Origin of the sequence: Streptomyces sp. NPDC018833, assembly GCF_044390825.1 — a bacterium.
Lineage (GTDB): Bacteria > Actinomycetota > Actinomycetes > Streptomycetales > Streptomycetaceae > Streptomyces.
The window spans coordinates 76,425-102,509 of record NZ_JBIRZM010000002.1 but is presented as its reverse complement, the minus strand read 5'-3'; the positions used below and the strand labels follow the sequence as shown (position 1 = coordinate 102,509).

Below are 26,085 nucleotides of genomic sequence, written 5' to 3'. Positions count from 1 at the left end.
GCACGCGCCCGCGCCTGACGCACACCCCGACCGCCGCCGGTGTCACCGGCGGCGGTTCCCGGCAGCCCGCCACTGGTCGCAGAAGCGGCCGCGGCCGTTCCCCACTCGGGATCGCTCCGATCACCCGCCCCATCCGCATCAACGCCCGGGGACGGGGACGTGCGAATCGAGGACTTCGTCCAGTGGCCCTCCGGCCTCGCGGTGTGCCTGGACCGTACCCGTGAAGTCGTCCCCGACGATCCGCGCGGAGCGATCGTGGCGGGCCGCACGGCGACGGCCGCCCACCCCTCCTGCCGATCGGACACCATCCGCACGGCACGCGACGCCGCCGGTCGTCTGCCTGCGATCCGCGATCGGATCGTCACCCTCGGTTGCCACCGAGCTGACCGGGGCTGAACTGCGCACACTGGAAGCATGCACGGGATGACCGTCGGCAGGACAGCGGAGCGTGAGGATCTCCTCGTCGCGGCCGTCGTCGAAGCCGTCGAAAAGACCAGCGCCTACGCGGGGAGTGTCTTTCTGCGATCTCGCGACCGCCGGTCGATCGTTCTCGCCGCGACATGCGGCGTGACTCCCTCCCTGCTCGGTGGGTGGCGCCTCATTCCGGTGAACAGTCCCATCCCGGTCGCCGCGGCGTACAGCACCGGGCGCACGGTCCACCTGGCCAACGCAGAGGAGACGATGCGCCGGTATCCCCAGCTCGCAGTGGCCCTGCCGTACGCCTTCGGCTCCTGCTCCCTGCCCGTGGGCGCAGGCGGAGAGACGTTCGGATCGCTGGCGATCGTCTGGGCGGCATCCCCAGGCAGCGAAGGGCTGTCCAAGGCCCAGCGCCGCCACCTGCGCAGCGTCGCCAATCGGCTCGGCGACTCCCTGGCCGCACTCCGCGCCCGTAGCGGCGATCCGGTGGAAGGCGACCCGGAATCGGCCCCCGTCGAGGTCCCGGCTGCCTCGGCCGCTGCCGTGCGGGTCGGCTTGTTCCAGTGGGACGTCATCACCGGCACCGTCATCGTGGACGACGAGCTCTGCGCGATGTTCGGTCTCGACCCCCGTGCCTTCGACGGACGGGCCGAAACGCTTGCCTCGTTCCTTCACCCCGGCGATCGTGCTGCCTTCCGGGCCTGCGCCCGAGAAGCAGCCGTGGACGGCCGGACCACCAGTAGGCGCCTGCGGTTGCGAGATCACGGGCACGGCGGCGAGGGGTACCACACGGTCGAGTTGTGGGGCCGCGTGCCGAACGCCGACGACACCCGGGCAGGCACCCACCTGTTCGGCGCTGTCGTCGATGCCCGGGCCGGCCACATGGCCGTCGCAGCGGTCGAGCGGCTGCGGGACGGGATCTTCTCCCTCGCCCCCGACGGGCGGGTCACCTACGCCAACCACAGTGCCCTGCGGCTGCTGGGCGCGTCCGGCGACGAGTTGCTGGGCCATTTGCTCTGGGATGCGCTGCCGTGGCTGTCCGATCCCGACGTCGAGTACCGGCACCGGTTCGCGATGATCTCGCAGGCGCCGGCCTCCTTCCTCGCCTGCCCCTCGCCCGGCCGGTGGCTCTCCTTCTCACTCCATCCGGAGGCGGACGGAGTGACCGGCTGGGTCGTGCCCGCCGGCCGGCCACCACCGGACTCCACGCCTTCCGCCTCCTCGGCAGCTGCGGCACCGGCCACCGCGCCGGCGCGCATGGGCGTCATGTACCACGTCCTGCAGCTGGGGAGCGCGTTGACCGAGGCGGTCACCGCCCGGGAAGTCTGTGAAGTCGTCTCCGACCAGCTCCTGCCGGCCTTCGGAGGCCAGGAACTGGCGATCTACGTGGTCCGCGACGGAACGATGCACCTGCTCTTTCACACCGGCCACCACGAAGACTTCCTGGACTGGCTGGAAGGTGTACCACTGCACGCCCACCTGCCCGGCACGGAGACCCTGACGTCCGGCGCTCCGCTCTTCATCGAGTCGCAGAAGGATCTTTCCCGGGGCTACCCGGGCATCCCCACGGGCGAGGTGAGTTCGTGGGCGTATCTGCCGCTGATCGCCTCCAGCCGGCCTGTCGGCACCTGCGTTCTCGGCTTCGACGAGATCCACCAGTTCACGGAGAGGGACCGCGGCGTCCTGACCGCACTCGCCGGGCTGATCGCCCAGGCTCTGGAACGAGCGCGGCTCTACGACTCGGAGTTCGCCCTCGCGCGCGGCCTGCAGCAGGCGCTCCTGCCGCACCGGCTGCCCGTGGTCCCGGGCATCCGCAGCGTCGTACGCTATCTGCCCGGCACCAGCGGCATGGACATCGGCGGCGACTGGTACGACATCATCCCCACCGACAGCGGGGTCTGTCTCGTGATCGGAGACGTGGAGGGGCACAGCATCGCCGCCGCTGCCACCATGGCCCAGTTGCGCAGTGCGGTGCGGGCCTTCGCGGCCGTAGGGCTCATGCCCGGCGATGTGATGATGGGCGTCAACCGAACCCTCATCGACCTCGACCCCGGTCTGCTGGCCAGCTGCTGCTGCGTGCTCCTCGACCCCCACGGCCACGACCACCACGCCTACGCCGTCACCGCCGGCCACCCCCCACCCCTGCTCCGCCGCCCCGATGGGACGACCGACGTCCTTGACCTGGACGTCGGCCCGATCCTTGGCGTGGAGCGCGCGAGCGCCTACCCCGAAACCCGGATCGCCCTCCCGTCGGAATCCGTCCTCGCCCTCTACACCGACGGACTGGTCGAGGAACCCGGAGCCGATATCGACGTGGGGATCGACCGTCTGCGGGCATCCCTGGCCCACGCCCGTGCGGACTCGCTGGACGAACTCGCCGACCGGCTTCTGCACAACGCCCGTGGCTCCTCATACCGAGCCGACGACATCGCACTGCTGCTCACCGAGTTCCGGTGACCGCGCCTTGGAGGACAGCGGGCAGACCTCGGTGCGGACCACCACGACGACTGCGCCGCGGTCCGGCCGGCGAGACGGTGAAGCGGTACGACGTACCGGTCTGACGCCGTCGGGTTGACGCTCCGGCGTGTTCGGCGATTGAGCCCTCCTCAGGTCCCACCCGGCGGGTGCGCCCTCCTCCGCGCGGCGGAGACCGTCCGCCGTAGCGGACGAAGCGCGGCTGCCATCTCCAGGGCCAGCATGTACGTCATGAAGACAGCGACCGCTCCTCTCACCTCCTCCGCACCCGCGCCCCTCTGGGCTCGCCACGCCGCCCACGCCATCGCTCTGTGCGCCGTCCCGTCCGGGCTGTGGCGCATCGGCATGGCGTCCGGTGTCTATGTGGGCTACAGCGACCAGGTGCTGCGCGACATCTTCGACATCCCGGGTTGGGGCATCGCATACGTCGTTGGTCTCTCCGTCCTTGCCGAGCTGGCCGCGCTGTTTCCGATGCTGCTCGTCAGCGACCGGTGGCGGCCGCTGCGCCCCCGGGCCCTCGCCGCGCTGGCCTGGACCGCCTCGGGCGTGCTGGTCCTGATGGCACTGTGGCAACTCGTGGTCGCTGTCACCGTCGAGAGCCAGACGTACATGTCGAGCGGTACCGCGAAGACCGTCTGGGGCTTCGCCTTCGCCCCGCTGTTCGCCATCCCGGTCCTGATGACCGCAGTGACCTGGTCGTACACGAGGCGGCACCGGGCACGGGGACTGGCATGATCCCTACCACGTGCTCGACGTGGGCTATTCCAGCTCCCTCCGCTTCCCGACCCGACAAGCGTGGCCGCTGGCCGAGTTGCCCAGTGATCGTTCCCGGGACGTCCCATCCCCGCCGCTTGCCATCCCGCGGCCTACAGGTGACTGCCGCACGGCCGTTGGTACTGGCGGGTACGCAACTCCCGGCGGGCGCAGAGCTGCACCCCATGCTGATGGGCAGCGGTTGCGCCCCGGCCGTGCTCGCGGATCCCGAGCGGATGTGCCCGCAACGCGAGAATGTCCGTCACCACCTGGCGTTCGACGCCGGATGCCACGGCTCTCCGGGAGCGACCCCGGCCCGCGCGAAGGCGGCGATCGCCCTGCGGGTGGTGGCACGCCGTCTGCCGGAGATCCGGCTGGCGCAGTGTAGGGGCACGAGAGCGGATGCTCGGCCCGTTGTCCTTCCGGCACCCCTGAAGGTCGTGGTGGAGCGGCAGCTCAGTCGTTGATGTCGCCGGCGGAGCGGTGGCGGGCCCGCGCACCCGCACTCAGCGGGCCTTGCCCGGCTTCCTCCTGGGGCCGCGCGCGGCGGGCTGCCGCTCCTTCTCCTGCGCGCCCTCGGCCCAGAGCGATCGCACATGTCCGAGGTGGCGGGCCATGCACTTCTCGGCGCCTTTCGCGTCACCCGCCACCATCAGGTCCAGCAGTTCGACATGCTCCTCGGCGGACGGGATCAGCTGGTCGCGCTCGTCCAGGGCGGTCAGTCCGTACAGCCGCGAGCGCTTGCGCAGATCGCCGACGGTCTCGACGAGCCGGTCGTTGCCGGCGAGCGCGAGCAGGGAGAGATGGAACTGCCGGTCGGCCTCGAGATAGCCGATGAGGTCGTGCCTGCGCGCGGCGCGCACGATGTCCTCGGCCACCGGCCGCAGCGCCTCCAGGTCCTGAACTGAGGCGCTGCGGGTGATCCGGCCGGTCATGGGGACCTCGATCAGGATGCGGATCTCGGAGTACTGGTCGAGATCGCGTTCGTTGACCTCGGTGACGCGGAAGCCCTTGTTACGCACCGGCTCCACGAGGCCCTCTCGTGCCAGGTCGAGCATCGCCTCGCGCACCGGTGTCGCGGAGATCCCGAAGTCCTCGGCGAGGCCGGGCGCCGAATAGACCTCCCCGGGACGCAGTTCGCCGGAGATGAGCGCGGCGCGCAGGGCGTGGGCGACCTGGTCCCGCAGCCGCTCCCTGGCGGTGATGAGGTTGAGCTGCTTCAGGTGCCCCATGGTGGTGGTGTTCCCTTCGCCCTGTGCCCTCGTGGCAGAGAGGATCACCAGCGTACAATGTCACGTTGTTTTCGCAGGTGACCACGGGTGGGCCGTACCCTCGGCGGTCCTCGCGAGCACGGGCTCGGATCAGTGCCCCTCGATCAGCGCCCCCATCCACGCCTCGATCGCGTCGGGCGTGCGCGGCAGTGCTCCCGACATCAGCCGCGCCCCCTCGCCCGTGATGACCAGGTCGTCCTCGACGCGTACACCGATACCGCGAAGTTCGACCGGGAGAGTGTCGTCGTCGGGCTGGAGGTAGAGGCCGGGCTCGACCGTCAGCACCTGACCCTCCTCCAGCACCCCGTCGAGATAGGCTTCCGCCCGCGCCTGCGCGCAGTCGTGGACGTCGAGCCCGAGCATGTGGCCGCTGCTGCACAGCGTGTAGCGCCGATGGAAGTCACCCTCGGGGCTCTTGAGGACCCCCCACTCCGTAAGCCCTTCCGCGATCACCCGCATCGCGGCGCCGTGGAAGTCGCGGAACCGTGCCCCCGGCCTGAGCGCGGCGATGCCGGCGTCCTGGGCGGCGAGCACGAGTTCATAGACCTGCCGCTGCACGGGCGAGAACCGCCCGGAGAGCGCGAGGGTGCGCGTGATGTCCGCCGTGTACAGGCTGTCCGTCTCCACGCCGGCGTCCAGGAGCAGCAACTGCCGTGCGTCCAGGGGGCCGTCGTTGCGTATCCAGTGCAGGACGCAGGCGTGGGCCCCGGCCGCCGCGATGGTCTCGTAGCCGGTGCCATTGCCCTCGGCGCGCGCACGCAGTCCGAAGACGCCCTCGATCCAGCGCTCGCCGCGCGGATGGGCGAGGGCTCGCGGCAGGGAACGCACGACGTCCTCGAAGCCCGCGGCGGTGTGGCCCACGGCGAGCTGGAGCTGTGCCACCTCCCAGGCGTCCTTCACGAGCCTCAACTCGCTCAACGTCAAGGCGAGTTCGGCGTCGGTAGAGGCGTCGCGCCCCGGCGGCAGCGTGCCCTGCGCGTCCAGACTGTCGCAGCGGATCCCCGTCATCAGCTCGGCCTCGGCCAGGTCGGGGCGTCGTCCGACCCAGAACTCGCCGTAGCGGCGGTCCCGGTAGAAGCCGGCGTCGGTGCGCGGCGAGCGCGGCCGGACGTACAGCACCGCCTCGTGGCCATGTGGCCCGTCCGGCTCCATGACCAGCACATGCCCGGCCTGCTCCTCCCCGGTCAGACCGGTGAGCCAGGCGTAAGCGCTGTGCGGCCGAAAGCGGTGGTCACAGTCGTTGGAGCGGACCCTCAACTCGCCGGCAGGGATGATCAGCCGCTCGCCGGGGAAGCGGGCCGACAATCGGCCGCGACGGGCGGGGGTGAGGTCGGCGACGGGCAGTCGGATGTCGCCGGGCAGCCGGGAGGCCGCCCAGCCGCCCGCCATGAACTCCTCGAACTCCGCGGAAGGCGCCAGGTCATGACTGACCGTTCGGTGGGTGTCGGCCACGGGTTCCTTCATTGATCCTCCTCGATTCGTGCACGCCTCTTGTGCAGTGCAATTTCACATTACTATGTTACCGGTCACATCCTATGCTTCCGCTTCACCGCCGTTTGCGCCAAGGCAGTTGGAGTCCGAGGCGCCATTCCGTCGCACAGCGCACCTCTTGCCACCTCCCACACAGGAGCCGATGTGTTCCCGTCCAGACAGCCACTTCGACCTTCGCGTCCCGTCGCGCGCGGATCCCTGCGCGCAGTCCTGCTCACCGTCGCGACAGCTCTCACGCTCGGCGTGACGGCCGTCCAGCCCGCACCTGCGGCAGAGCCCGCTCCCACGGCTCCCGGCGCCCCTTCGGCGGTACGGCCGGCCTCCCCGCCGAACCCCACCGACAGGGTCGACCGCCTGGCCGAGGCCCCTGACCTCGCCGCCCGTCCGCTCCCGGCCCCCAGCGGCGTCAGCGGCGGCCGCGTCCCCGGACCACCCACCCCCGAGCAGAAGGGCAAGGCCGAGGCCGCCGTGCCGCGGGACACCCTCGGCGCCGCGGACGTGCCCTGCACGCTCGACGGCGTCACGGGCCTTGCCCCAGGGCAGTTCGCGGACCTCCTCGCCGACCCCGCCGTCACCGCCGACGGCTGTCTGCGGTCGATCCTGTGGACCTGGGATCAGCGCCTCGTTCCCGTCATGTCGGACGCGCACGTCCAGACCGTTTCCCGCCGCATCGCCGGCCTCGCCGCCTCTCATGACGGCAGGAACGGCAGCCACTTGCTGGAGATGTTCACGTATCTCCACGCCGTCGCGTATCACGACTTCTCGCGCGACGAGATCGACATCACCGACACGCCGACCCTCACCACCATGCGCCGTGCCGTCGCCCGCTTCGGTTCGGCGGCCCGCACCTTCGAAGCCACCCGCACCAACGCCGAGACCCTGCGCGAGGCGCTCTACGCCGCCTCGGCCCCCGGCCTGCGCCAGTACCAACTCCCTCTCGTCAAGCGCGTGCTGGCCACCATGAACGCCCGGCACCCCGACACCGCCCAGGACACCTCATGGGCCGGGGCCGTCCTCGCCGCGCTGAGCCTGAACTACCTCGGCGTCTATCCCGGCAACCAGGACGCCGCCTTCCACGCCGCGGCGAAGGCTTCCCCGTCCTACCGGGCCGCCTTCAGAGCCTTCGCCCGCCACACGCACCTCAAGGACAGGCCCAACGTCTGGGTCGTGCGTGACGCGCTGAGCGAGTACGGCCGCTTCGGCCAGATCGACGGACTCCGCCCCGAGACCGTCTCCGGCCTGGGCACCCTCCTGGGCGTCACGGCACGCACCTTCGGTGACAGCAGCGCGCCCTGGGCCAAGGTCGCCACCTGGCTGGGTGTGTACGAGGCCTGCGCCTCCTACCGCGTGTGCAAGTCCGACATCGAGAAGCGCCTCTTCCCGTACGCCTACGTCTACGGCGTCGACGGCCTCGACCGCATCAGCGTCCGCACCGGCCTCGACCGGGCCACCGTCGACCAGCTGTACTACGCGAGCAAGCAGGTCAAGGCGCAGTTCCATCGTGTGGTCGGCAGCGAGGAGCCCCTGGCGGGCGACCCCAACTCCACCCTGACATAGTCCTGTACTCGTCCCGCAAGGAGTACGAGATCTTCCACCCCCTCCTGACCGGTATGGGCACCGACAACGGCGGCATCTACATCGAGAAGGGCGCGACCTTCTACACGTACCAGCGCCGAGTGCCGCAGGACTCCTCGCTCACCCTGGAGGAGCTGTTCCGCCACGAGTACGGGCACTACCTCAACGGCCGCTGGGCGGTGCCAGGCTTCTTCGGCGAGGGCCACTGGTACCAGGGCGACCGCACCACGGCCATGGACGAGGGCACCGCGGAGTTCCTCGCCGGCGCCAGCCGCAGCGACGGCGTCAAGGTCCGCAAGTCGCTGGTCCAGGGCGTCATCGACGACACGGCGAACGACGGACCGCGGATGACCGTGGACCAGTTGCTGCACGCCACGTACGACGGCGACGGATTCCGCTTCTACGACTACGCGGGCACGTTCTTCGAGTTCCTGTGGACGCAACACCCCTCACTGCTGCGGGAGATGTACCGCAGCCTGCGCGCCGACGACCCGGCCGCCTTCGACTCCTGGCGCGACCGGCTCGGCAAGGACGCGGGCCTGCAGAGCGCGTACGACGCCTTCCTCGACGCGCAGATCGCACATGTCGGCGACCTGTTCGTGCCGAACACCGGCTACGTCCCCCTGTACCAGCTGCGCAACGACTCCGCCGACGGGGTCCGCGCCTCCTTCGTCGCGACGACCGGCAGCATCCCCGCATGCCACGGCAGCGGCACGGCCGAGCGTCCCCGGTTCGTCTGCACCGGCCGCATCACCGCGAACCTGACCGACGCAGGCGACGCCGACCTCGTCTTCAAGGAGATGTCGGAGACGGTCGACCACTTCCTCCTCGACCGCGCCGCGGGCGGCGACAACAACCTGACGGACATGAACTGCTCGTTCGACGACGTGGACATCTGGTCCGACCGACGCGCGGGCACCTCGGACTACCTCTGCGAGGGCCCCCTCCGCAGCTGACGCACCACGCGGCACCCCACGCGAGACCGCCTGAGACACCGACGCGCGCCACCTCCCCACGCGGTGGCGCGCGCCGGCTCTTCATGCCGAGCCGCCGCCCGGCTGATGCCGGCCCGTACGAAACAAGGGATGGCGGAACACGGCTGGTTCTGGAACGAGTCATCCGCCTCGACGTCACCAGGGGGCCGAGCGGCACATGGCGACGGCGCGGCACTCCGAACCGAGATTCGGGGCGTGCCTCTCAGTGGCCGCGTGGTTTGGCGGCGAGCACTGTCGGTGGACCGTCGCCGGTTCAATGGCCGGACTCGGCATGCGCGCCGTGGTCACCGAGCTGAGCCTCGAACCAGTCGTGCAGGGCGTCGACCAGGGCGGAATCCTCCGAGGTGTAGGTCAGGGTGGCCCCGTTCGCCAGGTCCTCGTAGTGCACCTCGATACGGTCATACCCCTCACGCAGTTCGGCGAGGCCGGGCATGTCGGCGCCGTGGATCCGGGCGGGGTCGGCGAAGTCCCCGCGGCTGAACGCCTCGGCCTCCTTGCGCAGGTGGGTGCGTATCAGGGCGATCTGCTCGCTGTCGCCGCGCTGGTCGGCCACGACGTGCTGGGTGCCACCCCTGGTCGTGGGGGTGAAGCGGTGGGTGGTCTGCTCAAGGTCGAAGGGCATCACGGTTCTGCCTCGCTCGGCCACCAGCTCCTGTCGTCCGGTCCGGCCTTCGCCCGGATCCTGCTGTGAGCCGCCGGCCAGCAGGGCGACAGCCGTCACCGCGCCGGCGACGAGCACGCCCGCGCCCGCCAACAGGGCCCTGCGCTTGCTAGTCATCCAGTGCCTCCACCATCACATCGAGGGCGTGGAGTACGCCCGCTCTTTCGTGGGCCGGGATCGAGTCGAGTAGCAGGGAGAACCGCTCCCGTCGTGCTTCGGCCAGGTTCTGCGCCGCTCGCCGTCCCGACGGCGTGAGCCGCAGTACGACGCCGCGCCCGTCGTCGAGGGCCGGGGCGCGTTCCACCCAGTCACGGGCGGACATCTGTCTGACCAGCCGGCTCACGGTGCTCTTTTGCAGCCGCAGCCGACGGGTGAGTTCGACCTGCCGCAGTTCACCTTCCTGTGCCAGCTCGCTCAGGGCATGTGCCTCGGAGACCGGGATCGGCTGGCCGCAGGGAGTTGTTTCCGGCTGGTGCAGCCCGAAGGCACGGATGAAGCTCCCCAGGGCGTCCTGGAGAACGACAGGGTCATCAGCCCTGCGATCACTCGACATGGTTCGACCGTACAACCAGAAGGTTCGACACTGCAACCAGTTTCGGGGGTGGTGGGCTGCAACTCGTCCGGATATGGAGCGGCCGCCACGGCACGGCCGGATTCGCCCGGCAAGTGGGCCGTGCATCAGCACCCCCTGGCATCCGGGCATGGGCTCCCCTCAGCGGTGCGGTACGGCTGCCCCGCGTGCTGCGCAATCGGCCGCGACTCGTTCGGGTGAGGCGATGCCGCGTGTCCTGAGACAGCGGCTGCATCTGGTGATCCTCACCTACGTCGGTCGGTGACATCGAGAGGACTGGGGTCTGCTCATGAGTCCGCATATCCATGGTGGCAAAGGGGCGGAGGAAGCCGGCTCGCGGCGCCTGCTGACGATTGCCGGCGGGCTCATGCTCGGGGGCTTCGTTCTCAACGTCATCCTGACCGCCGCGCTTCATCCCTCAGGAGAGGAAGACGACCATACGGCGATCTTCACCGAGTACGCAGAAAGCAGCGCCTGGGTCGCCGTTCATCTTGGTCAGTTCATCGGCGTCCTGGTGACGCTCAGCGGCCTCCTCGTGCTGCACCGCGTCCTGCGCGGTGCCGACGGGCCTTCCCTGGTCGCGCGGCTCGCGGCGGCGGCAACTGTTGCGACTGCCACGATCTGGGCTGTTCTGCAAGGGCTGGACGGCGTGGGACTGAAGCAGGCCGTCGACTCATGGTTCAGCGCGTCGGGGACGGAGAAGGCGATCCGCTTCGCCAACGCCGAGGCCGTGCGCTGGCTCGAATGGGGATTCCAGAGCTACTTCCGCATCATGCTCGGACTGACCCTCGTGCTCTTCGGGGCTGCGATTCTCGCCAGTCGCCGGGTCGCCGGCTGGCTGGGCTGGACCGCTCTTGTCGCAGGCGTGTGCTCTGTGATCTTCGGAGTCGACGTGGGCTACAGCGGTCTGGCCAGTGGGCTGCAGGACGTCCTCGGCATCGTCACGTTCATCCTCGTCCTGGTCTTCGCCACCGGAGTGCTCGTCGCCGGAGTGCGCGAACGCGGCCGTCACCACGGCTGAAAAGGTGGTCCATCACGTCCCCTCCGTCTGTGCGCGGGCTCGGCGGCGCAGCTTCCCCCCGGCTCGCGGGCGACCGGCCGAGACCGGTGGACCAGAAGGCAGCGCCTGCAGGCGGCGGCGCAGCGCCGTGGTGCAACGGCTGACCGGCCGGCGCTGCGCACGTACGGTGCCAGGGCTGCTGGGCCTGCACCAGGTCGTAGGGGGAAGCTCGTTCTAGGCTCGGGGCATGAAGATCACGGTGCGCTCAGCAGCTGAGGCGGACCTGCCAGAGCTGCTGACCCTCTACAGGGAGCTGAACCCGGACGACGCGCCCTTGCCCGAGGCATCGGCGGATGCCAACTGGGCAGCCATGTCGAGGCAGCAGGGACGGACCGTCCTCGTCGCCCACGCTGACGGCACGATGGCCGGAACGGCGGATTGCATCGTCATGCCGAACCTCACCCGCGGCGGTCGAGCCATCTTGTTCGTGGAGAACGTCGTGGTGTCCAACTCCTTCCAGCGGCGTGGCATCGGACGCCGGCTGATGGAGGCCGCTGTGCAGCTGGGCGAGTCGGCCGGCTGCTACAAGGTGCAGTTGTTGTCGGCGGACGACGAGTACGTCCACACCTTCTACGAAGCGTGTGGTTTCAAAGCCCTGGCCCAGGGCTTCCGCCGCTACATCCCATAGGCCGCCCGCCGGCGTGATGGCGGGCAGGACGTGTGCTCCGCGACCCCCTCGCACAGTTCGATGGGGACGGCGAAGCGGCCGGCTTCGGTCGTGACCAGGTCGCACCGCCGCACGCTTGACCGCATGAACCGGCGCCTTCGGAGAGCGACCGTGCTGGTCACGCCTTCTGCGCGTCGGCGAACTTGTCCAGTTCGCGCATGGCCTCGGCGTGGGCGCTCATCCGGCGGGTCACGCTGCCGCTCGTGAAGAGCGCCACACCGGCGGCCGTTACGGGCAGGGACAGCCCGAGCACGGCCAAGGCCTCGGGCCAGTCGCGTTCGTTCTCGCACCAATCATGTCTGTACAGACCCTCGTTGGCCGTGCCGCGCTCCGTGAACAACCGTGATTCGCATTGTTCGGGATGGCGGTCGTCAGGCTCCCTGTCGACCTCGTACGGTGTGAGGAGCAACAGAAAACACCATGTCCACAGGAGCGCCGCCAAGGACAACAGACCGATGCCCCAGGCCCGTATTCGACTGGCCCGGTCGCGGAAGTCGAGGTCGTACTCACGTGATCGCATGGCGACCGAATCTAGCAGTGTGCCTGGACAGCCCAAGGCGGCTCTGCCCATCGGAAGGAACTCCCGCTCGGCTCGTGGCTGCACCGCTGCGATACGGGGGCCGGACTCAAGCCCCGGCCCGCGCGTTCGGCAGGCCTTTCGGCGGTGTCGGCGGGCACCGGACGCCGACTGTCGCCCGCGCCCAGCCCTGTCGGCCGTCTGAGGTCTTTGCCAACGGCGCAACCGCGCGAGGATTCTGCACGCACGCTGTGTGCCCTGTGTCGTGCCTTCCTCCTCCGTCCGGGCCGTCGAACGCGTTCCGGCGCATGTTCGCCGTCTGCTGCGGATCGACGTGTACGAGGTGACGGACGACGACACGGTCCGACACCTGCCGACATGAACGATGTCCTGCCGGCATGACCGATGTGACGGCGGAGCGGGGCGTCCAGCGCGCGCCCTCACGCCGCCCGGGGCGGGTCGGCACCGGGTGGCCGGGGGTCGTGCCAGCGCTCACCGGGCCGCAGCACCGTCTCGGCCTCCTTCGGGCCCCACGTGGCCTGTTCGTACGGATGCGGGGCGCCCTCCGTTCCGTCGAGCACCGGGTCGACGACGCTCCACGCGGCCTCGACGGTGTCCTGCCGCGCGAACAACCAGCGTTGCCCTTCCAACGCCGCGCCGATGAGCCGGTCATAGGGGCGCATGTCCTGGGCGGCGCTTTCGTGGAAGGTGAGCGCGTCGATCTGCGGCTCGGTGCCCGGGCCCGGCTCTTTGCCCACCATGGCCCATGTCATGGCCGTATCGGGCCGCAACCGGACGCGCAGCTGGTTGGAACCGAGGGCGGGGCCCAGCCCGAACGTGTCGCACGGCGGGCGCCGGAACGTCACCAGGATCTCCGTGGCCGTCACCGGCAGCTTCTTCCCCGCCCGGATGCACACGGGGACGCCGGACCAGCGCCACGAGTCCACCGCGAACCGCGCCGCCACGAACGTCTCGGTGCGGGACCCCGCGGCCACGCCCTCGACGCCGTCGTACCCGTCGTACTGGCCGAACACCGTGTCGTGCGGGTCGAGCGGCCGGAGGGCCTTGATGACACGTGCCCGGGAGTCCTGCCAGTCGGCGAGGCCCTTCCCCTCCGGCGGGTCCGCGGCCACGGTGGCGAGCACCTGCAGCAGATGGTTCTGCAGTACGTCCCGCACGGCTCCCGTACGGTCGTAGAAGCGGCCCCGGTCGTCCACGCCGAACGCCTCGGCCATCGTGATCTGGATGCTCTCGACGTATGTGCGGTTCAGCAGTGGCTCGAGAACGGAGTTCGCGAAACGGACGAACATGAGGTTCTCGATCTGCTCCAGCCCGAGCCAGTGGTCCACGCGGAAGACCGCGTCCTCGGGGAACACCTCGTGGACGGTCGCGTTGAGCTCGCGGGCGCTGCGCAGGTCCGTCCCGAAGGGCTTCTCGATCATCACTCGGGCCCCTTCGGCATGCCCGGTGGTCGCGATGCCCTGGGCGATGCGCCCGAACAGCGCCGGAGGGACCTCCAGGTAGAAGAGCGCGCGTCGGGAGTCCCGGAGTTCGCGGGCCAGGGTGTCGTACGTCGCCGGGTCGGTGAGGTCGCCGTCGATGTAGCGCAGCGCGTCGAGCACCCGGCCGGCCGGGGCACCGGCCGGGTCGATGCCGTTGTCGCGGAAGGAGGCGGTCGCGTAGTCCCGGAACCGGTCCGGTCCCCAGCCGCTCTTCGCCACACCGATCACGGGCACGTCGAGCAGCCCCCGCCCCGCGAGTCCGGCGAGGGCCGGGAAGGTCTCCAGTTTGGCGAGGTCTCCAGTGGCGCCGAAGATGACGAGGGCGTCGACGCGGTCCGTTGTTGCCATGGTCTCTCCCGTGCGGTGGGGGCTTGGGGGTCCCGGGGTCATCCGAGCCGCTGGACGAGGTGGTCGCCGACACGCAGGGCGTTGGCCATCACCGTCAGGGACGGGTTCACCGCGCCGATGCTCGGGAGGAATCCGGCGTCGACGACGTACAGGTTGTCCAGGTCGTGGGCACGGCAGTTGACGTCCAGGGCTGAGGAGTCCGGATCGGTTCCGAAGCGAACGGTGCCCGCCTGATGGGCCGTTGCGCCGATCGGCATGTCCTTGTGCAGGTAGACCATGTGGGGCAGCAGGCGGTGGGGGTGCATGCCCAGTGCCTCCAGCATGCCCGCCAGCTTGTGGCGAAGGCGCCGCAGGCCCTCCGTGTTGGTGTCCCTGAGCGCGAGGCGCACGTGGCCGTCCGGGCCCACGGTGACCCGGTTGTCGGGGTCGGGCAGGTCCTCTCCGCAGAGCCAGAAGTCCACCGAGTGGTGAGCCAGGACCTCCAGGGGCATGTCCGGGGGTGAGACGCCCGCCCAGTGCGGGGCGTCGGCGCGGATCTGCTCCGCGTCGGACTTGCCGAGCATCTGGATCCCGCCCAGCGGATAGTCCCAGTCGTCCGCGCCGAGGTACCAGTCGTTCATTGCCAGGGTCTTCTGGAAGCGCGTGGGATTGGGTTCCCGAGACACCGCCATGAGCGCCTCGTTGTTGTGCCGGAGGTAGTGTCTGCCCACCACGTCCGAGCTGTTGGCGAGGCCGCGGGGGTGGCGCGCGGAGGCCGAATTCAGGAGCAGGACGGCGGAGTTCACCGCGCCGCAGGCAACGGCGAAGACGTCCGCCCGGAAACGGGCGGTCGTGCCGTCCTCCAGGGTGGTCACCGCCTCGGTGACGGTCCGGCCGGTGGGGTCCGTCTCCAGTCGGTCCACCCGGGCGTGGGTGAGCAGCGAGACGTTCTCGTGCCGCAGGGCCGGGGTGACGCAGACGGTCTCGGCGTCCGACTTGGCGAGCAGGAGACAGGGGAAGCCGTCGACCTGGTCACACCGCACGCACGCGCTGTCACGGGTGGGGACTCCGTCGGGGCCCTCGGTGAGGTCGACGCCGATCGGCAGGGGGAAGGGGTGCAGTCCCAACCCGCCGAGCCGGTCGGCGAGTTGCTGGATCCGGGGCTCGTGCGTCACCGGCGGGTGCGGGTACGGAAGGCTCGCCGGACCCTCGGTGGGGTCCGTGCCGTGCTCTCCGTGCACCCGGTAGAGCTGTTCCGCCTGGGAGTAGTAGGGCTCCAGGTCCGTGTAGTCCAGCGGCCAGCCGGGCGACAGCCCGCCGTGGTGCCGTATCTCGTGGAAGTCCTCGGGCCGCAGCCGGAACAGGGCCGCGCCGAAGAACTTGGTGTTGCCGCCGACGTAGTAGTTGACCTCGGGCGGGAAGGGCCGGCCCTCGTGGTCGTACCAGATGTCGTCGGCGCGGTAGCGCGACTCGACGAACACGGCACGGGACTGCCAGTTCTCACGCTCCCTCGGCAGGTAGCCGCCCCGTTCGATGATGAGGACCCGCTTGCCCGAAGGGGCGAGGCGGTGGGCGAGCGTGCCGCCACCGGCACCGCTGCCGACGATGACGACGTCGTAGTGCTGATCGTCCACTGGACCCTCCGTGGCGTGAGCCCCGGACACAGGACGGACTCTTTCAGGCTAGTTCCGTGCCGCTCGCACCGCATCCGCGTCACAACAGGTGGGGCGGCATGCTGCGACGGGGTTTCGGCGCCTGGCCCAGCACCAGCCGGTCGATGGCGTCGTCGAGCGTCGTGGCGGCCATGATGAGCGCCAGGTGGGTGAAGGCCTGCGGGAAGTTGCCCAACTGCTCGCCGGACGGACCGATTTCCTCGGCGAAGAGCCCGACGTGGTTGGCGTAGGTGAGCATCTTCTCGAAGGCGAACCGGGCCTGTTCCAGGCGCCCGGCGCGCGCGACGGCGTCGACCCAGAGGAAGCTGCAGAGGCTGAAGGTGCCCTCGCTGCCGCGCAGCCCGTCCGGCGAGGCGCGGGGGTCGTAGCGGTAGACCAGACTGTCCGAGACCAGGGAGCCCTCCACGGCGTCCAGCGTGCTCAGCCAGTCGGGGTCCGTGGGGGAGGCGAAACCGACACGCGGGGCCAGCAGCAGCGAGGAGTCGAGGACGTCGTCCTCGTAGTGCTGGACGAAGGCCCGGCGGCCGCTGTGCCACCCCTTCTCCATGACCTGGGCGAAGACGGTGTCGCGCGCCGCCCTCCACCGCGCCACGTCGGCCGGCCAGGCCAGTCGGTCCGCGAGCCGCAGACCCCGGTCGAAGGCGACCCAGGACATCACCCGGCTGAACGTGAAGTCCTTCCGGCCGCCCCGGGTCTCCCAGATGCCGTCGTCCGGCTGGTCCCACAGCGCGGTGAGCTCGTCCAGGACGTGTGCGACGGCCTTCCATTCGCGGGCGGAGAGACCGGGGCCGTGGTCCGGGCCGTGCGCGCCCCGCCCCTGTGCGAGGGCGTAGAGGGCCTCGCCGTATATGTCCAGCTGCAACTGGTCCTTGGCCGCGTTGCCCACCCGAACCGGAGCCGAGCGCCGGTAGCCCTCCAGGTGCCCGAGCATCTCCTCCGGCAGCTCGGGGTCGCCGTCGACGCGGTACATGATCTGCAAGGGCGGTCCGCCGGGCCCCTGCGGCAGGTCCGCCCGCTCCGAGAGCCGCCGCATCAGCCAGTCGGTGAAGGCCGTCGCCTCCTCCACGAAGCCCAGGTCGAGCAGGGCCCGGACGGACAGGGAACCATCCCGTATCCAGGTGTAGCGGTAGTCCCAGTTGCGCTCCCCGCCGACCTGTTCCGGCAGACCCATGGTGGCGGCGGCGATCGGCGCCCCCGTGGGCAGGTACGTCAGCAGTTTGAGCGTGATCGCCGCGCGGTGCACCATGTCCGGCCAGCGGCCGGTGTAGCGAGTGGTCCGCAACCAGCCCTGCCAGAATCGGATCGTCTGCCACAGCCGTTCGGTGAGCCCGCCGACGGCGATGGGCTCGGGTGCTTCGCCGTCCGCGTCGCAGACGGTGAGGGCGACGCCCGCCGTCTCACCGGCGTTCAGTACGACCGTGCCGTCCACATCGTCGCCCTGCCGGCGCAGCGGGAACGTGGCCTGCAGATGGGCGTCGAGACGCGCACCGCGGAACACGGCCCGCCACTCGCCCGTCGAGCCCGGTCGTTCGTTCGTCGAGCCCGGTTCCTCGTTCGGCGAGAGTATGTGGCGGTCGCGCCCGAAGTCGAAACGGGGGGCGCACTCCAGACGGAACCGTATGGTGCCGCGCATGCACCGCAGGACACGGATCAGGGTGTGCCGGTCCGAGGGCGTGGGGGAGAGCAGGGGAGGCATCCAGTCCATGAGTTCCCCGACCCCGTCCGGCGACATGAACCGCGTCACCAGGACCGCCGTGCCGGGGTAGTACAACTGCTTGCTCGTCCCGTCCGGAGCGTCGGGACCCAGACTGAAATGCCCGCCGACGTCATGGTCGAGGAGGGCGGAGAAGATGCCGGGCGAGTCGAACCGCGGGGCGGCGTACCAGTCGACGACGCCCTCCGACGAAATCACGGCCGCCGTCTGCAGATCGCCCACCAGTCCGTGGTCCGCGATGAGGGGGTATCGCTGCACGAGACACTCCAGGTGGTCCGTCAGTGTCATTATCCGACTCCCACCCGGATCCGTCGCCTCGGCGGCCCCTCCCCATCGCGCCCACACTGTTGCCCCGGCCAGGGGCGTCCATAGGGGCCTACGCTGGAAGACGGGCCCCCGGCCGACGGCGCGGCCCGCCGATTCGCCGGCTCGTCAGAGGTGGTGTTGGCCTTGTACCGCACACGCGCAGCTTCCGGTACGCGAACGCCCCCGCACCGTGCCTGACGACCGGTCACTGAACGCACCGCGACGCCGTGACGCCCTGCGTTCGGCGGTCAGGGTGACGGTCGCCGTCTGCGCCGGCTTCTACACCTGCCGGTACGGCATGCAACGCCCGGTCATGTCGGTCTACGCCCTCTTCGGCGTCATCGCCTTCGGTGTGCTGTCCAGGATGACGGGGTCGGCTCGCGCCCGGTCGGCCGGTGTGGTGAGGGCACTGCCGGCGGCGCTCACGCTCACCGCCGTCGGCACCCTCCTCGCCGTACACACCTTGACGGCGGTGCTGGGCATGGTCGTCGTCGGTTTCGCCCTCACGTTCAGCGCCGTCGCGGGACCGCGCGTCGCCGGGCCGTCCAGCGGCCTCCAACTGTGCTACATCCTGGCCTGCTTCCCGCCGTACGCCCCGCAGCAGATCGGCGACCGACTCGCCGGACTGGCCCTCGGCGTGGGCCTGTTCGCCGCGGCGGAACGCTGGCTCCTGCCAGAGAAGCCCACCCGCGGATACCGGACCCGGCTGGCCCTCGCCTCCGCCACGGCCGCGCGGCTCGCCGCCCGCCTCGCCGCCGACCGCGGGACCGGGGAGGGCACCGACGACCGCACGGTGGACGCAATCGCCGACGACCTCAGTCCCGCGAGGCTGCCGCAGGGTGAGCGGCCGGCGGCGCCGTCCCGGACCAGCCGTGCCTATGCCCAGGCGGGGGCGTCCGCCCGGAGCTTGCTGCACCAGCTGAGGGGCCTCACCCACACCCGGCCCGACTGCCCCGACGCGCTCGCCGCGGCCCTGCTGGAGGCGGTGGCCGACACATGCCGGCACACTGCCGAAGCCCTGCGCGACGCGGCACCGCCACGACCGGGCGCCGTACACGAGGCCATCGTCCGGTTCCAGACGGCACGACGCCGGGCCGTCCGCGAGCGCCCCGAGCCCGACCCGCGCTTCCGGGCGGCCGTCCTCGCCGCGGCCGAGTCGGCCCGCAATGTCGAGCTCGCCGCACGGGTGGCCCTGCGAGGCCGAGGCATCGGCCTCGTGGAACCGCGGTCCCTGTTCTGGTACGCCGACGCACCCACCTGGTGGCTGTGGGCCCGGCGTGTACGCGCACACCTGACCCCCCGGTCGGTCCTCTTCCAGAACGCCGTCCGGGTCGCCCTCGGGCTCGGCGCCGCACGTCTGGTGGCGGGGCTGCTGGACCTTTCCCACGGCTTCTGGGTCCTCCTGGCCGTCCTCACCCTCGTACGCACGACCGTGGTGCAGACCCGCCAAGCGGTGGCGCGCGCCCTCGCGGGCACGCTCGCCGGCGCACTGTGCGCCGCGGCACTCCTCACGGCGCTCGGCCCCGACAGCATGGTGTACGCGGTCCTCCTCGCGCCCGTCATGCTCGCGACGTTCACACTGGGACCGCTGTTGGGCATCGCCTGGGCCCAGGCGATGTTCACCGTCCTCGTGTCCATCGTCTTCGCCCAACTGGCGCCCGCGACCTGGCAACTGGACGAGGTCAGACTCCTGGACGTCCTCATAGGCAGCACGGTGGGCCTGCTGTGCGGACTGCTCGCGTGGCCCAGGGGCGCGCGGAGCGAACTGCTCAACGCGATGGCCCGGCTGCTGCGGGAGTGCGCCGCCCTGGTCACGTCCGTGACGGCGGAGATCCTCACCGGCCCTGGCCGGGGCACCCCCGTCAACGGCGAGCCGGCCTCCCACGCCCTGGTCCTCGCACAGACCGCCTACGCCCAGTACCTGAGCGAGCCGGGCTCCCCGCAACTGGACGGCGACGCGACGGACTGGCACGTGGCCCTCATGGTCGGCCAGCACGCCCTGGCCGGCAGTTACTGGATCCCCCTCTACGACCGGCCGGACCGCGCCGCCCTCACCGAAAGGGAAGCGCACGAGGCACGGCGACAGGCCGGCACGCTGTCACGCGCGCTGACCGCCACGGCGGCCGCCGCCGACGGGGGCGGCCCGTCGTACGACCCCACCGAGCCGCTGCCTCCCGCCGGCCCACCGGCCGCCGACGTGCCCGAACTGGCCGACCTCGAGCAGTGGCTGGCGGTCCTGCGCAACGACGTGCACCTGCTGCGCGAACCCGCGCGCCGACCGCACGGCGCAGGCCCGTCCTGACCCGCCACACCGGTCGGCGCCGCGGCGACCCGCTCCGGCGTCCTCACCCCGCCTACGTCGTTGAGGAAGGCCTCGGCGAGGCCGGCCATGCCGTCGGCGCCGGTCTCGTCGGCCAGCGTCACGGCGCGCCGTACGCCGCCGTCGAGGTTGTCGCCGAAGTCGCCGTCACCGACGAGCTGGTCGAGCGTGGTGAGGTTGTCGCGGACCTGAGTGACGATCAGCGCGTACCGGTCGAGAACGGCACGGGTGCCTTGGGCGGGGCGTGTGGGCGCGGGGGAGTCCGTCTGGCGGGGTGGGGCGATGTGGTGAGGTCCGGTGGGAGGGTGAGGCGCGGAAGGCCGAGCTCCACCAGTCAGTTGCCTGCGCGTTGTACAGCATCCTGACGCCTGACGCCTGACGCCTGACGCCTGACGCCTGACGCCTCACGCCGTCACGCCGTCACGCCGTCACGCCGTCACGCCGTCACGCGGCAGGGGAGCGGCAGTTGGCGCCGTGGGGGGTGCCGCGGGTGAGGCGGCGGCTCATGAACATGGTCATCGACGACAGGATCAGGGACTCGCTGTTGGCGCGGAACGTCTCGTGGCCCCGCACCAGGCGACGCCCATGGTCGCGGACCCGGATCCCGACAGGTCGGCCGGAGCGGCGGAGTGGGCGTCCCAGCAGGCCGTTTCCCGTTGTGCGCGGCAAGCAGGTGATGTTCGGCGTGTCCCGGCCTTTCAGTACGTCGACCGGCTGCACGCCCTCTCCATGATGGCCCGGGATTTCCGACATCAGCCTTGCGGCTGTGCATCAGGGAAAGAGGGTCATCTTGACGACCAGACGAAGCGTTCGGCGAGTCCTGCCACTTGTGCTGGCGGCACTCACGCTGGGCTTCGGCATGCCCGAGACGTCCCCGAGCGCCATGGCGCGGGACCACGGGGACGCCGTGGTGGCGACCGACCACATCCGGCTGCCTCCGGCGAAGGCCGTGACGCCCAGGGGAAACACCGAGTCCGAGGACCGGCGTCAGCCCCCTGCGCCGCTCCCCACCGACGCGAAAGAGCGGCGTGCCGCGGCCCCGGAGCTTCCTCCGCAGAAGCGCCCGAGCGTCGGTGGCACACGGTCCTCCGCTCCCCTGGCGCCGCCCGCGGGTCAGTTCGGCTTCGAGGGCCTGAACCAGGGCAGCACCGGCGTACGCCCACCGGACACGCACGGCGCCGTCGGGCTGAACCACTTCGTGGAAGTCACCAACGGCAGGGGCATCGGCGTCTTCAGCAAGGCCAACGGCGCCAACGTGCTGAACGTGTCGTTCGCCAGCTTCTTCAGCTACACGACGACCATGATCTTCGATCCACGGGTCGTGTACGACAAGAAGTGGAACCGATGGGTCATCGTCGCCGAGGCGCTCCCCGAGCCGGCCAACCCCTCGGTGCAGAACCTCTTCATCGCCGTGTCCACGACGTCCGACCCGACCGGCTCGTACTTCCGCTACAGGTTCGACCTCCCGGAGGGCACCGACTTCTTCGACTTCCCGCAGCTGGGCATGGATCAGGACGCCGTGATCATCACGGGCAACGTCTTCAACGCGTCGCTCACCGCCTACCTCCGCACGCGTGTGCTCGGCCTCGCCAAGGCGGACATCTACAACGGGCGCGCCACCACGTTCCAGTACTTCAACCTCGGGGCGGTGGGTTCGGTGGCGCCTCCCATCGTGGAGGACAACAACGCCAACGCCTTCCTCCTGACGGGCAGCCCCTCTGGGGCCCTGAGGCTGTTCCGGGCCACGGGCCTCGGCCGGAGCAACGCGAGCATCGCCGCACCGGTGAACGTGCCGGTGCCGGCGTTCTCCGCACCTCCGGACGCGCGCCAGCCCGGATTCGCCGACCGGCTGGACTCGTCGGACGCCCGTTTCCAGAACGCCAGCACCCAGATCGGCAATCAGCTCCTCAACATCCACACCATTGCGGCCGGTTCGCGCCCGACGCCGAAGTGGTACCAGATCAACACCGGCACCAACGCCCTGACCGCCTCCGGGTTCGTCTTCGAATCCGGTGACTCGGACGACTTCAACCCCGCGGTGGTCGGCTCTCCGATCGGCGGCACCGCGGCCAACCCCATTGGACGCATGTTCTTCACCTGGTCCTCGACCGACGCGGTCGGCTCCGGCCTCCACCATGCCGCGGTCAAGGGCAGCGGACGGTTCGCGACCGATTCAACGACCGTCACGGGAGGCGTGACCTTCGCGGTGGCGACCGGCCCCTACAATCCATCGTCGGCCACCGTCGAGCGCTGGGGCGACTACTCGGCGGTCACCATCGACCCCGTGGCCGTCGGCGCCTGTCCGGTCGGCCAGCGTGCCTGGCTCGTGAACGAGCGGCATGTGAGCACGACCATGTGGGGTTCGCGGATCGGACGTCTCGGTTACTGCTAGGCGACAAGAGACCGGACCACCGTTGAGGCGGAGGGGCGCTGCGTCGCCCCTCCGCCCTTGTTTCGCCCGCATGGTGCGTGGCGCAGGCCCTCCTACAGTGGAGGTGTACAACGGCTTGCGAGCTGTCGCACGGACGGTTCGGGCGTGAGGAGGAGCACGGTGCGTTCCCGTGTCCTGACCGTGGCCGCCACCGCATCGCTGATCGCGCCGGCGGCACTCGCCTCCTGCGCGGACTCGCCGCACCAGGGGCCCGGCACCGGGCCGAGGGGCGCCGGGTCGGGAGTGGCGGGTGTCGTCGTCCTGTGGCCGGTGTGTCCCGTCGAGGGAGCCCCGGAGCCGCGCGAGGACGAGTGCCGGGGTGAACCGACCAAGGCGACCGTGCACGTACGCGACCGCACCACCGATGACGTCGCCGCGACGGCGCGCGCGGGGCAGGACGGCCGCTTCCGGGTCTCCGTGCGCCCCAACGAGTACACCGTGACAGCCGAAGTACCGGGAACGGAATTCTGCAAGCCGATCGGTGTCACCGTCCGTTCCGGCATGTACGCGGACGTGACCGTCAGGTGCGACACGGGCCTGCGCTGACGGGGCAGGACGCCGCGGGATCCGGTCGGTGCCAGGCGGCTCACCGGCCGCCGGGCGTCCCCTGATACCGCAGCGCCGCCACCCTCCGGTGCGGTTCCTCCGCCTCCCGGCGCGGCCGAGTTGCCGAAGGCAGTGGGCCTCGTCGTTGCGGCCGACGAGGGTGTCGGGGTGGTCGGCGCAAGGACCCGTTCGCGTGCGGCGGCCGCCCGGCGGTACCCGGTCAGTGCCCCAGCGGCCGAGCCGGCCCAGGCCGACGGCGACCTCGCGGCGGCTGGCCAGCGTCTCGGGTGGTCGGGCCGAGCACGCGCTCGCGGATCGCGCACACGTCGCGGGACTCGGCGAGTGCCTCCCCTTCTATGCCCTGGCAGATGGGGCGGGGCGAGGCTCCGGCCACAGTCGAGCAGACCGCCGCGGCGATGGCCGCACTGGGCTTGTATGACGGCGGAGAACACCCCGGAGGAGCATGCGGAGGAGGCCGCCCGGCTCGGCGGTCCCAACGCGTACCGGGTGCGGACGGTCACTGCTGAGGGGGCGGTTCCGCGGGCAATGAGTAGTGCACCCCGGTGAGCTGTTCCGATAGCACCCACAACTGGTGGGCTGTGGAGGAGTCCTGGATGGCGCGTTCCCGGCTGCGGAGGACGGGCTCGCCACGGAGCTGGAACGGCCCATAGGGCACGACGTAGCTCCCGCCGGGCAGGTTGGGGAGGGTTGAGGCGTACAGGGAGGTCTTGGCGCCTTCTGGTGTGGGGCGGAAAGCGATGCGGCAGCGAGACGGTCCATCTGTACGTAGCCGCCTGCGCCGAACGTATGGCGCCACTGTTCGTGGGTCTGCGGGCCGGCGCAGCAGGCCAGGAAGCAGATCTGGACTTCTACGTGGAGTCCGTGCGCGACCTCTGGCATGCCGACCGCCCCTCTCCGACGCCGCCGAGCGCATACGCGTGTTGGAGCGGTTCCCCGACCTTCAGCCACGCGACGAGGAGGTCACCGACGTCGCCGGCACCTACACCTTCTTCGCCGCCCTCGTCCTGCGGTACGCCCTGCTGGCCAACGGCTCCGGGAGCGCCGATGACGCGGTGTCCTGCGGCCATGTGGCGCTCACCGCGATGGGGATGCTGGACCAGCACGTGGCCGGCGCCGGCTTCCGCACCCAGGAGCAGCGGCTCCAGCTCCTGTCGGTGTCCGGTGATGCCGCGGGGCTGTGGGAAGCGAGCATCGACGCGGGACGGGAACGGTGCCGTACGGTGCTGGGCCGAGCCGCAGGCAGCTCCGGCTGAGGGCTTGTCGTACCCCGCTCGTACGCTCGCCCGATGACGTCTTGCGAAGGCACCCACCGCCGCACGCGGACACGGTGCGGACCTGGCGGGGCTGGTTCGCCGTCGACGGCCCGCCGGCCCTGGCCGACCGCAAACGCCCAGGCTCCGCTTTCCGGCTGCACGCGGTCCTGCTGACGAAGCGGAGGTCCGCCAAGCAGCATGGCCTGCCGGTCAGGCACCCGCGGACGCTCCGCAACCATCTTCGACTCCGGCTCCTGTCGGCGTACCGGTCAATGTGCGCAGCCGTGTACGGATGAATGGGCTCAGCCGATGAGAGCCCAGGGGCACCGCGCCGGGCACGCGGGATCCGTCAAGACATTGGGGCGAGCGGGGGCGGAGGCGGGGGAGGCGGAAAGGGCGGCGGTGGCGGAATCCGCGGTCCGGCTGGTGCCGCGGCGGGAGGCGGCGGGGGCTCCGCAGGAGGCCGGCTCGCATGCCGGGGCCTGGGCCGGGGCCGTGCCGGGGCCGGAGGCGGCGGACCTGGCGGCGGTGGCGGAGGCGGCGCGATCTCCGACAGCAGCGGTCCGCCCTCACGCAGTCGGGCAATGGTCAGTTCGCGGCGGCGGCGTGCCTGCGGGCCGTCGTCGCGTTCGTAGACGAGCCGGACACCGCTGGGCCAGAGGTTGTGGACGGCGAACGGCCGGTAGCCGAGCGCGTGGGCTATCTCGTCGGCCCGGCGCCGCTTCGAGGCAGTGTTGCCGGGCGACAGCTCAACGCGGGCACGGCCGTCGAAGTGTGCGCGAATCTGGTCGTCCTCCACCTGACTCCACTCTCGGGAAAGATCATCAGCCTCATGGGCTGCCGCATCCTGCGATCGTCGCATACGCATCTGACCACTCACTGGTCCCGCCGGTGGACGCCGGTGACGGCGATTTCCCATGCGGCGCATGCCCACACCGTGTAGACGGTCCAGGCTCCGCCGGTGGTCCATGGGAAGGCGATGGGGGAGTGGTTGACGTAAAGGAGTTCGCCGCCCGCCCCACAGCGACGCCGCCACGACGGACGGAACTCGATCGGTCTTCGGACGGACTCGGGCGCGCGCTCGTATCCGTCTGCCGTCAGCTGGTGCGGCGGGAGCGGGCCAGAGCCAGCCCGCCGAGGGACGCTCCGATCAGCCCCACCAGCATGGCCACGTAGGCCCCGCCCAGCCCGTTGCCGGTGCCGAGTCCACCGTCGGCGGTGGCCGCGACCAGCCCGCCGAGGGCCATACTGATCACCCCCGCCACTATGGCCACCGCGGCCCCGAGCGATCCGTTGGCAGCGCTGAGACGACCGGCGGGGCGGGCCAGCGCCAGCCCGGCCATGACCACGCCCGCCAGCCCCACCAGCGCGCCTGTGGTGGCCCCTAGTCGCCCGAGGCTGAAGTCGTAGAAACTGGCGGCGACCGGCTGGACCGAGGCGTGTGCGGCCGCCGGTGCGGCAAGCCCGATGCCTCCGAGCAGGGCGGCGGCAGCGGTGGCAAGCAGGCGACGAACAGACATTGAGGTGCTCCTTCTCTTC

21 protein-coding genes and 2 pseudogenes are annotated in these 26,085 nt (G+C 70.7%); 12 read left to right on the top strand and 11 right to left on the bottom strand.

The genetic code is table 11. The features are described from left to right. Positions 1–159 precede the first annotated feature (159 nt). The 3 genes from ACH5AF_RS04380 to ACH5AF_RS04370 all read left to right on the top strand — a co-directional run bounded on the left by ACH5AF_RS04380 (position 160) and on the right by ACH5AF_RS04370 (position 3,627). On the top strand, positions 160–396 hold the full coding sequence (locus tag ACH5AF_RS04380) for a hypothetical protein (protein WP_398899881.1): 237 nt from the start codon (positions 160–162) through the stop codon (positions 394–396). 18 nt (positions 397–414) lie between these two features. Next, positions 415–2,874, top strand: coding sequence for a SpoIIE family protein phosphatase (locus tag ACH5AF_RS04375; RefSeq protein ID WP_398899880.1), 2,460 nt, complete (start codon positions 415–417; stop codon positions 2,872–2,874). A gap of 240 nt (positions 2,875–3,114) precedes the next feature. Then, positions 3,115–3,627: a hypothetical protein gene (locus tag ACH5AF_RS04370; RefSeq protein WP_398899879.1), complete on the top strand. Its 513-nt coding sequence runs from the start codon at positions 3,115–3,117 to the stop codon at positions 3,625–3,627. A gap of 524 nt (positions 3,628–4,151) precedes the next feature. Here ACH5AF_RS04370 and ACH5AF_RS04365 read toward each other — a convergent pair. After that, positions 4,152–4,877, bottom strand: coding sequence for a GntR family transcriptional regulator (locus tag ACH5AF_RS04365; RefSeq protein WP_398900433.1), 726 nt, complete (start codon positions 4,875–4,877; stop codon positions 4,152–4,154). 129 nt (positions 4,878–5,006) lie between these two features. Next, on the bottom strand, positions 5,007–6,380 hold the full coding sequence (locus ACH5AF_RS04360; RefSeq protein ID WP_398899877.1) for an aminopeptidase P family protein: 1,374 nt from the start codon (positions 6,378–6,380) through the stop codon (positions 5,007–5,009). 171 nt (positions 6,381–6,551) lie between these two features. Between ACH5AF_RS04360 and ACH5AF_RS04355 the strand changes: the two are divergent. Next, positions 6,552–8,938: pseudogene (locus ACH5AF_RS04355) on the top strand (collagenase). Between the two features lie 292 nt (positions 8,939–9,230). Here the strand turns inward: ACH5AF_RS04355 and ACH5AF_RS04350 are convergent. Together ACH5AF_RS04350 and ACH5AF_RS04345 are read right to left on the bottom strand one after the other, a co-directional pair. Then, positions 9,231–9,755, bottom strand: a complete 525-nt coding sequence (locus ACH5AF_RS04350; RefSeq protein WP_398899876.1) for an aspartate carbamoyltransferase — start codon at positions 9,753–9,755, stop codon at positions 9,231–9,233. After that, positions 9,748–10,191, bottom strand: a complete 444-nt coding sequence (locus ACH5AF_RS04345; RefSeq protein WP_398899875.1) for a MarR family winged helix-turn-helix transcriptional regulator — start codon at positions 10,189–10,191, stop codon at positions 9,748–9,750. Before ACH5AF_RS04345 ends, ACH5AF_RS04350 begins: the two co-directional genes overlap by 8 nt. A 307-nt stretch (positions 10,192–10,498) precedes the next feature. On the opposite strand from ACH5AF_RS04345, the gene ACH5AF_RS04340 reads away from it, so the two are divergent. Next, on the top strand, positions 10,499–11,230 hold the full coding sequence (locus tag ACH5AF_RS04340; RefSeq protein WP_398899874.1) for a hypothetical protein: 732 nt from the start codon (positions 10,499–10,501) through the stop codon (positions 11,228–11,230). A 226-nt stretch (positions 11,231–11,456) separates the two neighbouring features. Continuing rightward, positions 11,457–11,897, top strand: coding sequence for a GNAT family N-acetyltransferase (locus tag ACH5AF_RS04335; RefSeq protein WP_398899873.1), 441 nt, complete (start codon positions 11,457–11,459; stop codon positions 11,895–11,897). A 157-nt stretch (positions 11,898–12,054) separates the two neighbouring features. Here the strand turns inward: ACH5AF_RS04335 and ACH5AF_RS04330 are convergent, their stop codons facing one another. From ACH5AF_RS04330 to ACH5AF_RS04315, 4 genes are all read right to left on the bottom strand, one after another. Further along, positions 12,055–12,456 (bottom strand): hypothetical protein, encoded by a 402-nt coding sequence (locus tag ACH5AF_RS04330; RefSeq protein WP_398899872.1) that lies wholly within the window; start codon positions 12,454–12,456, stop codon positions 12,055–12,057. A 437-nt stretch (positions 12,457–12,893) separates the two neighbouring features. After that, positions 12,894–14,303 carry a glucose-6-phosphate dehydrogenase gene (zwf, locus tag ACH5AF_RS04325; RefSeq protein WP_398899871.1) on the bottom strand — a complete coding sequence of 470 codons (1,410 nt, stop codon included), beginning with the start codon at positions 14,301–14,303 and terminating at the stop codon, positions 12,894–12,896. A 38-nt stretch (positions 14,304–14,341) separates the two neighbouring features. After that, on the bottom strand, positions 14,342–15,916 hold the full coding sequence (locus ACH5AF_RS04320) for a GMC oxidoreductase (RefSeq protein ID WP_398899870.1): 1,575 nt from the start codon (positions 15,914–15,916) through the stop codon (positions 14,342–14,344). A 79-nt stretch (positions 15,917–15,995) separates the two neighbouring features. Beyond that, a complete protein-coding gene (locus tag ACH5AF_RS04315) occupies positions 15,996–17,927 on the bottom strand; it encodes a glycoside hydrolase family 15 protein (RefSeq protein WP_398900432.1) in 1,932 nt (643 codons plus the stop codon). Positions 17,928–18,165: 238 nt separating this feature from the next. On the opposite strand from ACH5AF_RS04315, the gene ACH5AF_RS04310 reads away from it, so the two are divergent. Continuing rightward, positions 18,166–20,277 carry an FUSC family protein gene (locus ACH5AF_RS04310; protein ID WP_398899869.1) on the top strand — a complete coding sequence of 704 codons (2,112 nt, stop codon included), beginning with the start codon at positions 18,166–18,168 and terminating at the stop codon, positions 20,275–20,277. Between the two features lie 462 nt (positions 20,278–20,739). Here ACH5AF_RS04310 and ACH5AF_RS04305 read toward each other — a convergent pair whose 3' ends face one another. Then, complete coding sequence (locus ACH5AF_RS04305; protein WP_398899868.1) at positions 20,740–20,964, bottom strand: hypothetical protein; 225 nt, start codon at positions 20,962–20,964, stop codon at positions 20,740–20,742. A 121-nt stretch (positions 20,965–21,085) separates the two neighbouring features. On the opposite strand from ACH5AF_RS04305, the gene ACH5AF_RS04300 reads away from it, so the two are divergent. Both ACH5AF_RS04300 and ACH5AF_RS04295 read left to right on the top strand, forming a co-directional pair. Next, positions 21,086–22,687 (top strand): hypothetical protein, encoded by a 1,602-nt coding sequence (locus ACH5AF_RS04300; protein ID WP_398899867.1) that lies wholly within the window; start codon positions 21,086–21,088, stop codon positions 22,685–22,687. Positions 22,688–22,846: 159 nt separating this feature from the next. Then, a complete protein-coding gene (locus tag ACH5AF_RS04295) occupies positions 22,847–23,272 on the top strand; it encodes a hypothetical protein (RefSeq protein ID WP_398899866.1) in 426 nt (141 codons plus the stop codon). A 40-nt stretch (positions 23,273–23,312) separates the two neighbouring features. On the opposite strand, the pseudogene ACH5AF_RS04290 reads toward ACH5AF_RS04295, so the two are convergent. Further along, positions 23,313–23,621, bottom strand: a pseudogene (locus tag ACH5AF_RS04290) (serine/threonine protein kinase); the annotation flags it as partial. An 86-nt stretch (positions 23,622–23,707) separates the two neighbouring features. Here ACH5AF_RS04290 and ACH5AF_RS04285 point away from each other — a divergent pair. The 3 genes from ACH5AF_RS04285 (at position 23,708) to ACH5AF_RS04275 (ending at position 25,489) form a co-directional block, all read left to right on the top strand. Beyond that, the gene (locus tag ACH5AF_RS04285) at positions 23,708–23,839 is read left to right on the top strand and encodes a DUF6245 family protein (protein WP_398899864.1); all 132 of its coding nucleotides are present in this window, start codon (positions 23,708–23,710) and stop codon (positions 23,837–23,839) included. Between the two features lie 371 nt (positions 23,840–24,210). Then, complete coding sequence (locus ACH5AF_RS04280; protein WP_398899863.1) at positions 24,211–24,546, top strand: hypothetical protein; 336 nt, start codon at positions 24,211–24,213, stop codon at positions 24,544–24,546. 664 nt (positions 24,547–25,210) lie between these two features. Then, entirely contained in the window at positions 25,211–25,489 is a 279-nt protein-coding gene (locus ACH5AF_RS04275; RefSeq protein ID WP_398899862.1) for a hypothetical protein, read from the top strand. A 154-nt stretch (positions 25,490–25,643) separates the two neighbouring features. Here the strand turns inward: ACH5AF_RS04275 and ACH5AF_RS04270 are convergent, their stop codons facing one another. After that, positions 25,644–26,066 (bottom strand): DUF6223 family protein, encoded by a 423-nt coding sequence (locus ACH5AF_RS04270; protein WP_398899861.1) that lies wholly within the window; start codon positions 26,064–26,066, stop codon positions 25,644–25,646. Positions 26,067–26,085: the final 19 nt, after the last annotated feature.

What these genes read in the sequence shown, in the direction of transcription:
- ACH5AF_RS04375 (WP_398899880.1), top strand. Translation starts at nt 415, where the DNA reads ATGCACGGGATGACCGTCGGCAGGACAGCGGAGCGTGAGGATCTCCTC.
- ACH5AF_RS04370 (WP_398899879.1), top strand. Translation starts at nt 3,115, where the DNA reads ATGTACGTCATGAAGACAGCGACCGCTCCTCTCACCTCCTCCGCACCC.
- ACH5AF_RS04365 (WP_398900433.1), bottom strand. Translation starts at nt 4,877, where the DNA reads ATGGGGCACCTGAAGCAGCTCAACCTCATCACCGCCAGGGAGCGGCTG.
- ACH5AF_RS04360 (WP_398899877.1), bottom strand. Translation starts at nt 6,380, where the DNA reads ATGAAGGAACCCGTGGCCGACACCCACCGAACGGTCAGTCATGACCTG.
- ACH5AF_RS04350 (WP_398899876.1), bottom strand. Translation starts at nt 9,755, where the DNA reads ATGACTAGCAAGCGCAGGGCCCTGTTGGCGGGCGCGGGCGTGCTCGTC.
- ACH5AF_RS04345 (WP_398899875.1), bottom strand. Translation starts at nt 10,191, where the DNA reads ATGTCGAGTGATCGCAGGGCTGATGACCCTGTCGTTCTCCAGGACGCC.
- ACH5AF_RS04340 (WP_398899874.1), top strand. Translation starts at nt 10,499, where the DNA reads ATGAGTCCGCATATCCATGGTGGCAAAGGGGCGGAGGAAGCCGGCTCG.
- ACH5AF_RS04335 (WP_398899873.1), top strand. Translation starts at nt 11,457, where the DNA reads ATGAAGATCACGGTGCGCTCAGCAGCTGAGGCGGACCTGCCAGAGCTG.
- ACH5AF_RS04330 (WP_398899872.1), bottom strand. Translation starts at nt 12,456, where the DNA reads ATGCGATCACGTGAGTACGACCTCGACTTCCGCGACCGGGCCAGTCGA.
- zwf (WP_398899871.1), bottom strand. Translation starts at nt 14,303, where the DNA reads ATGGCAACAACGGACCGCGTCGACGCCCTCGTCATCTTCGGCGCCACT.
- ACH5AF_RS04285 (WP_398899864.1), top strand. Translation starts at nt 23,708, where the DNA reads ATGACGGCGGAGAACACCCCGGAGGAGCATGCGGAGGAGGCCGCCCGG.
- ACH5AF_RS04270 (WP_398899861.1), bottom strand. Translation starts at nt 26,066, where the DNA reads ATGTCTGTTCGTCGCCTGCTTGCCACCGCTGCCGCCGCCCTGCTCGGA.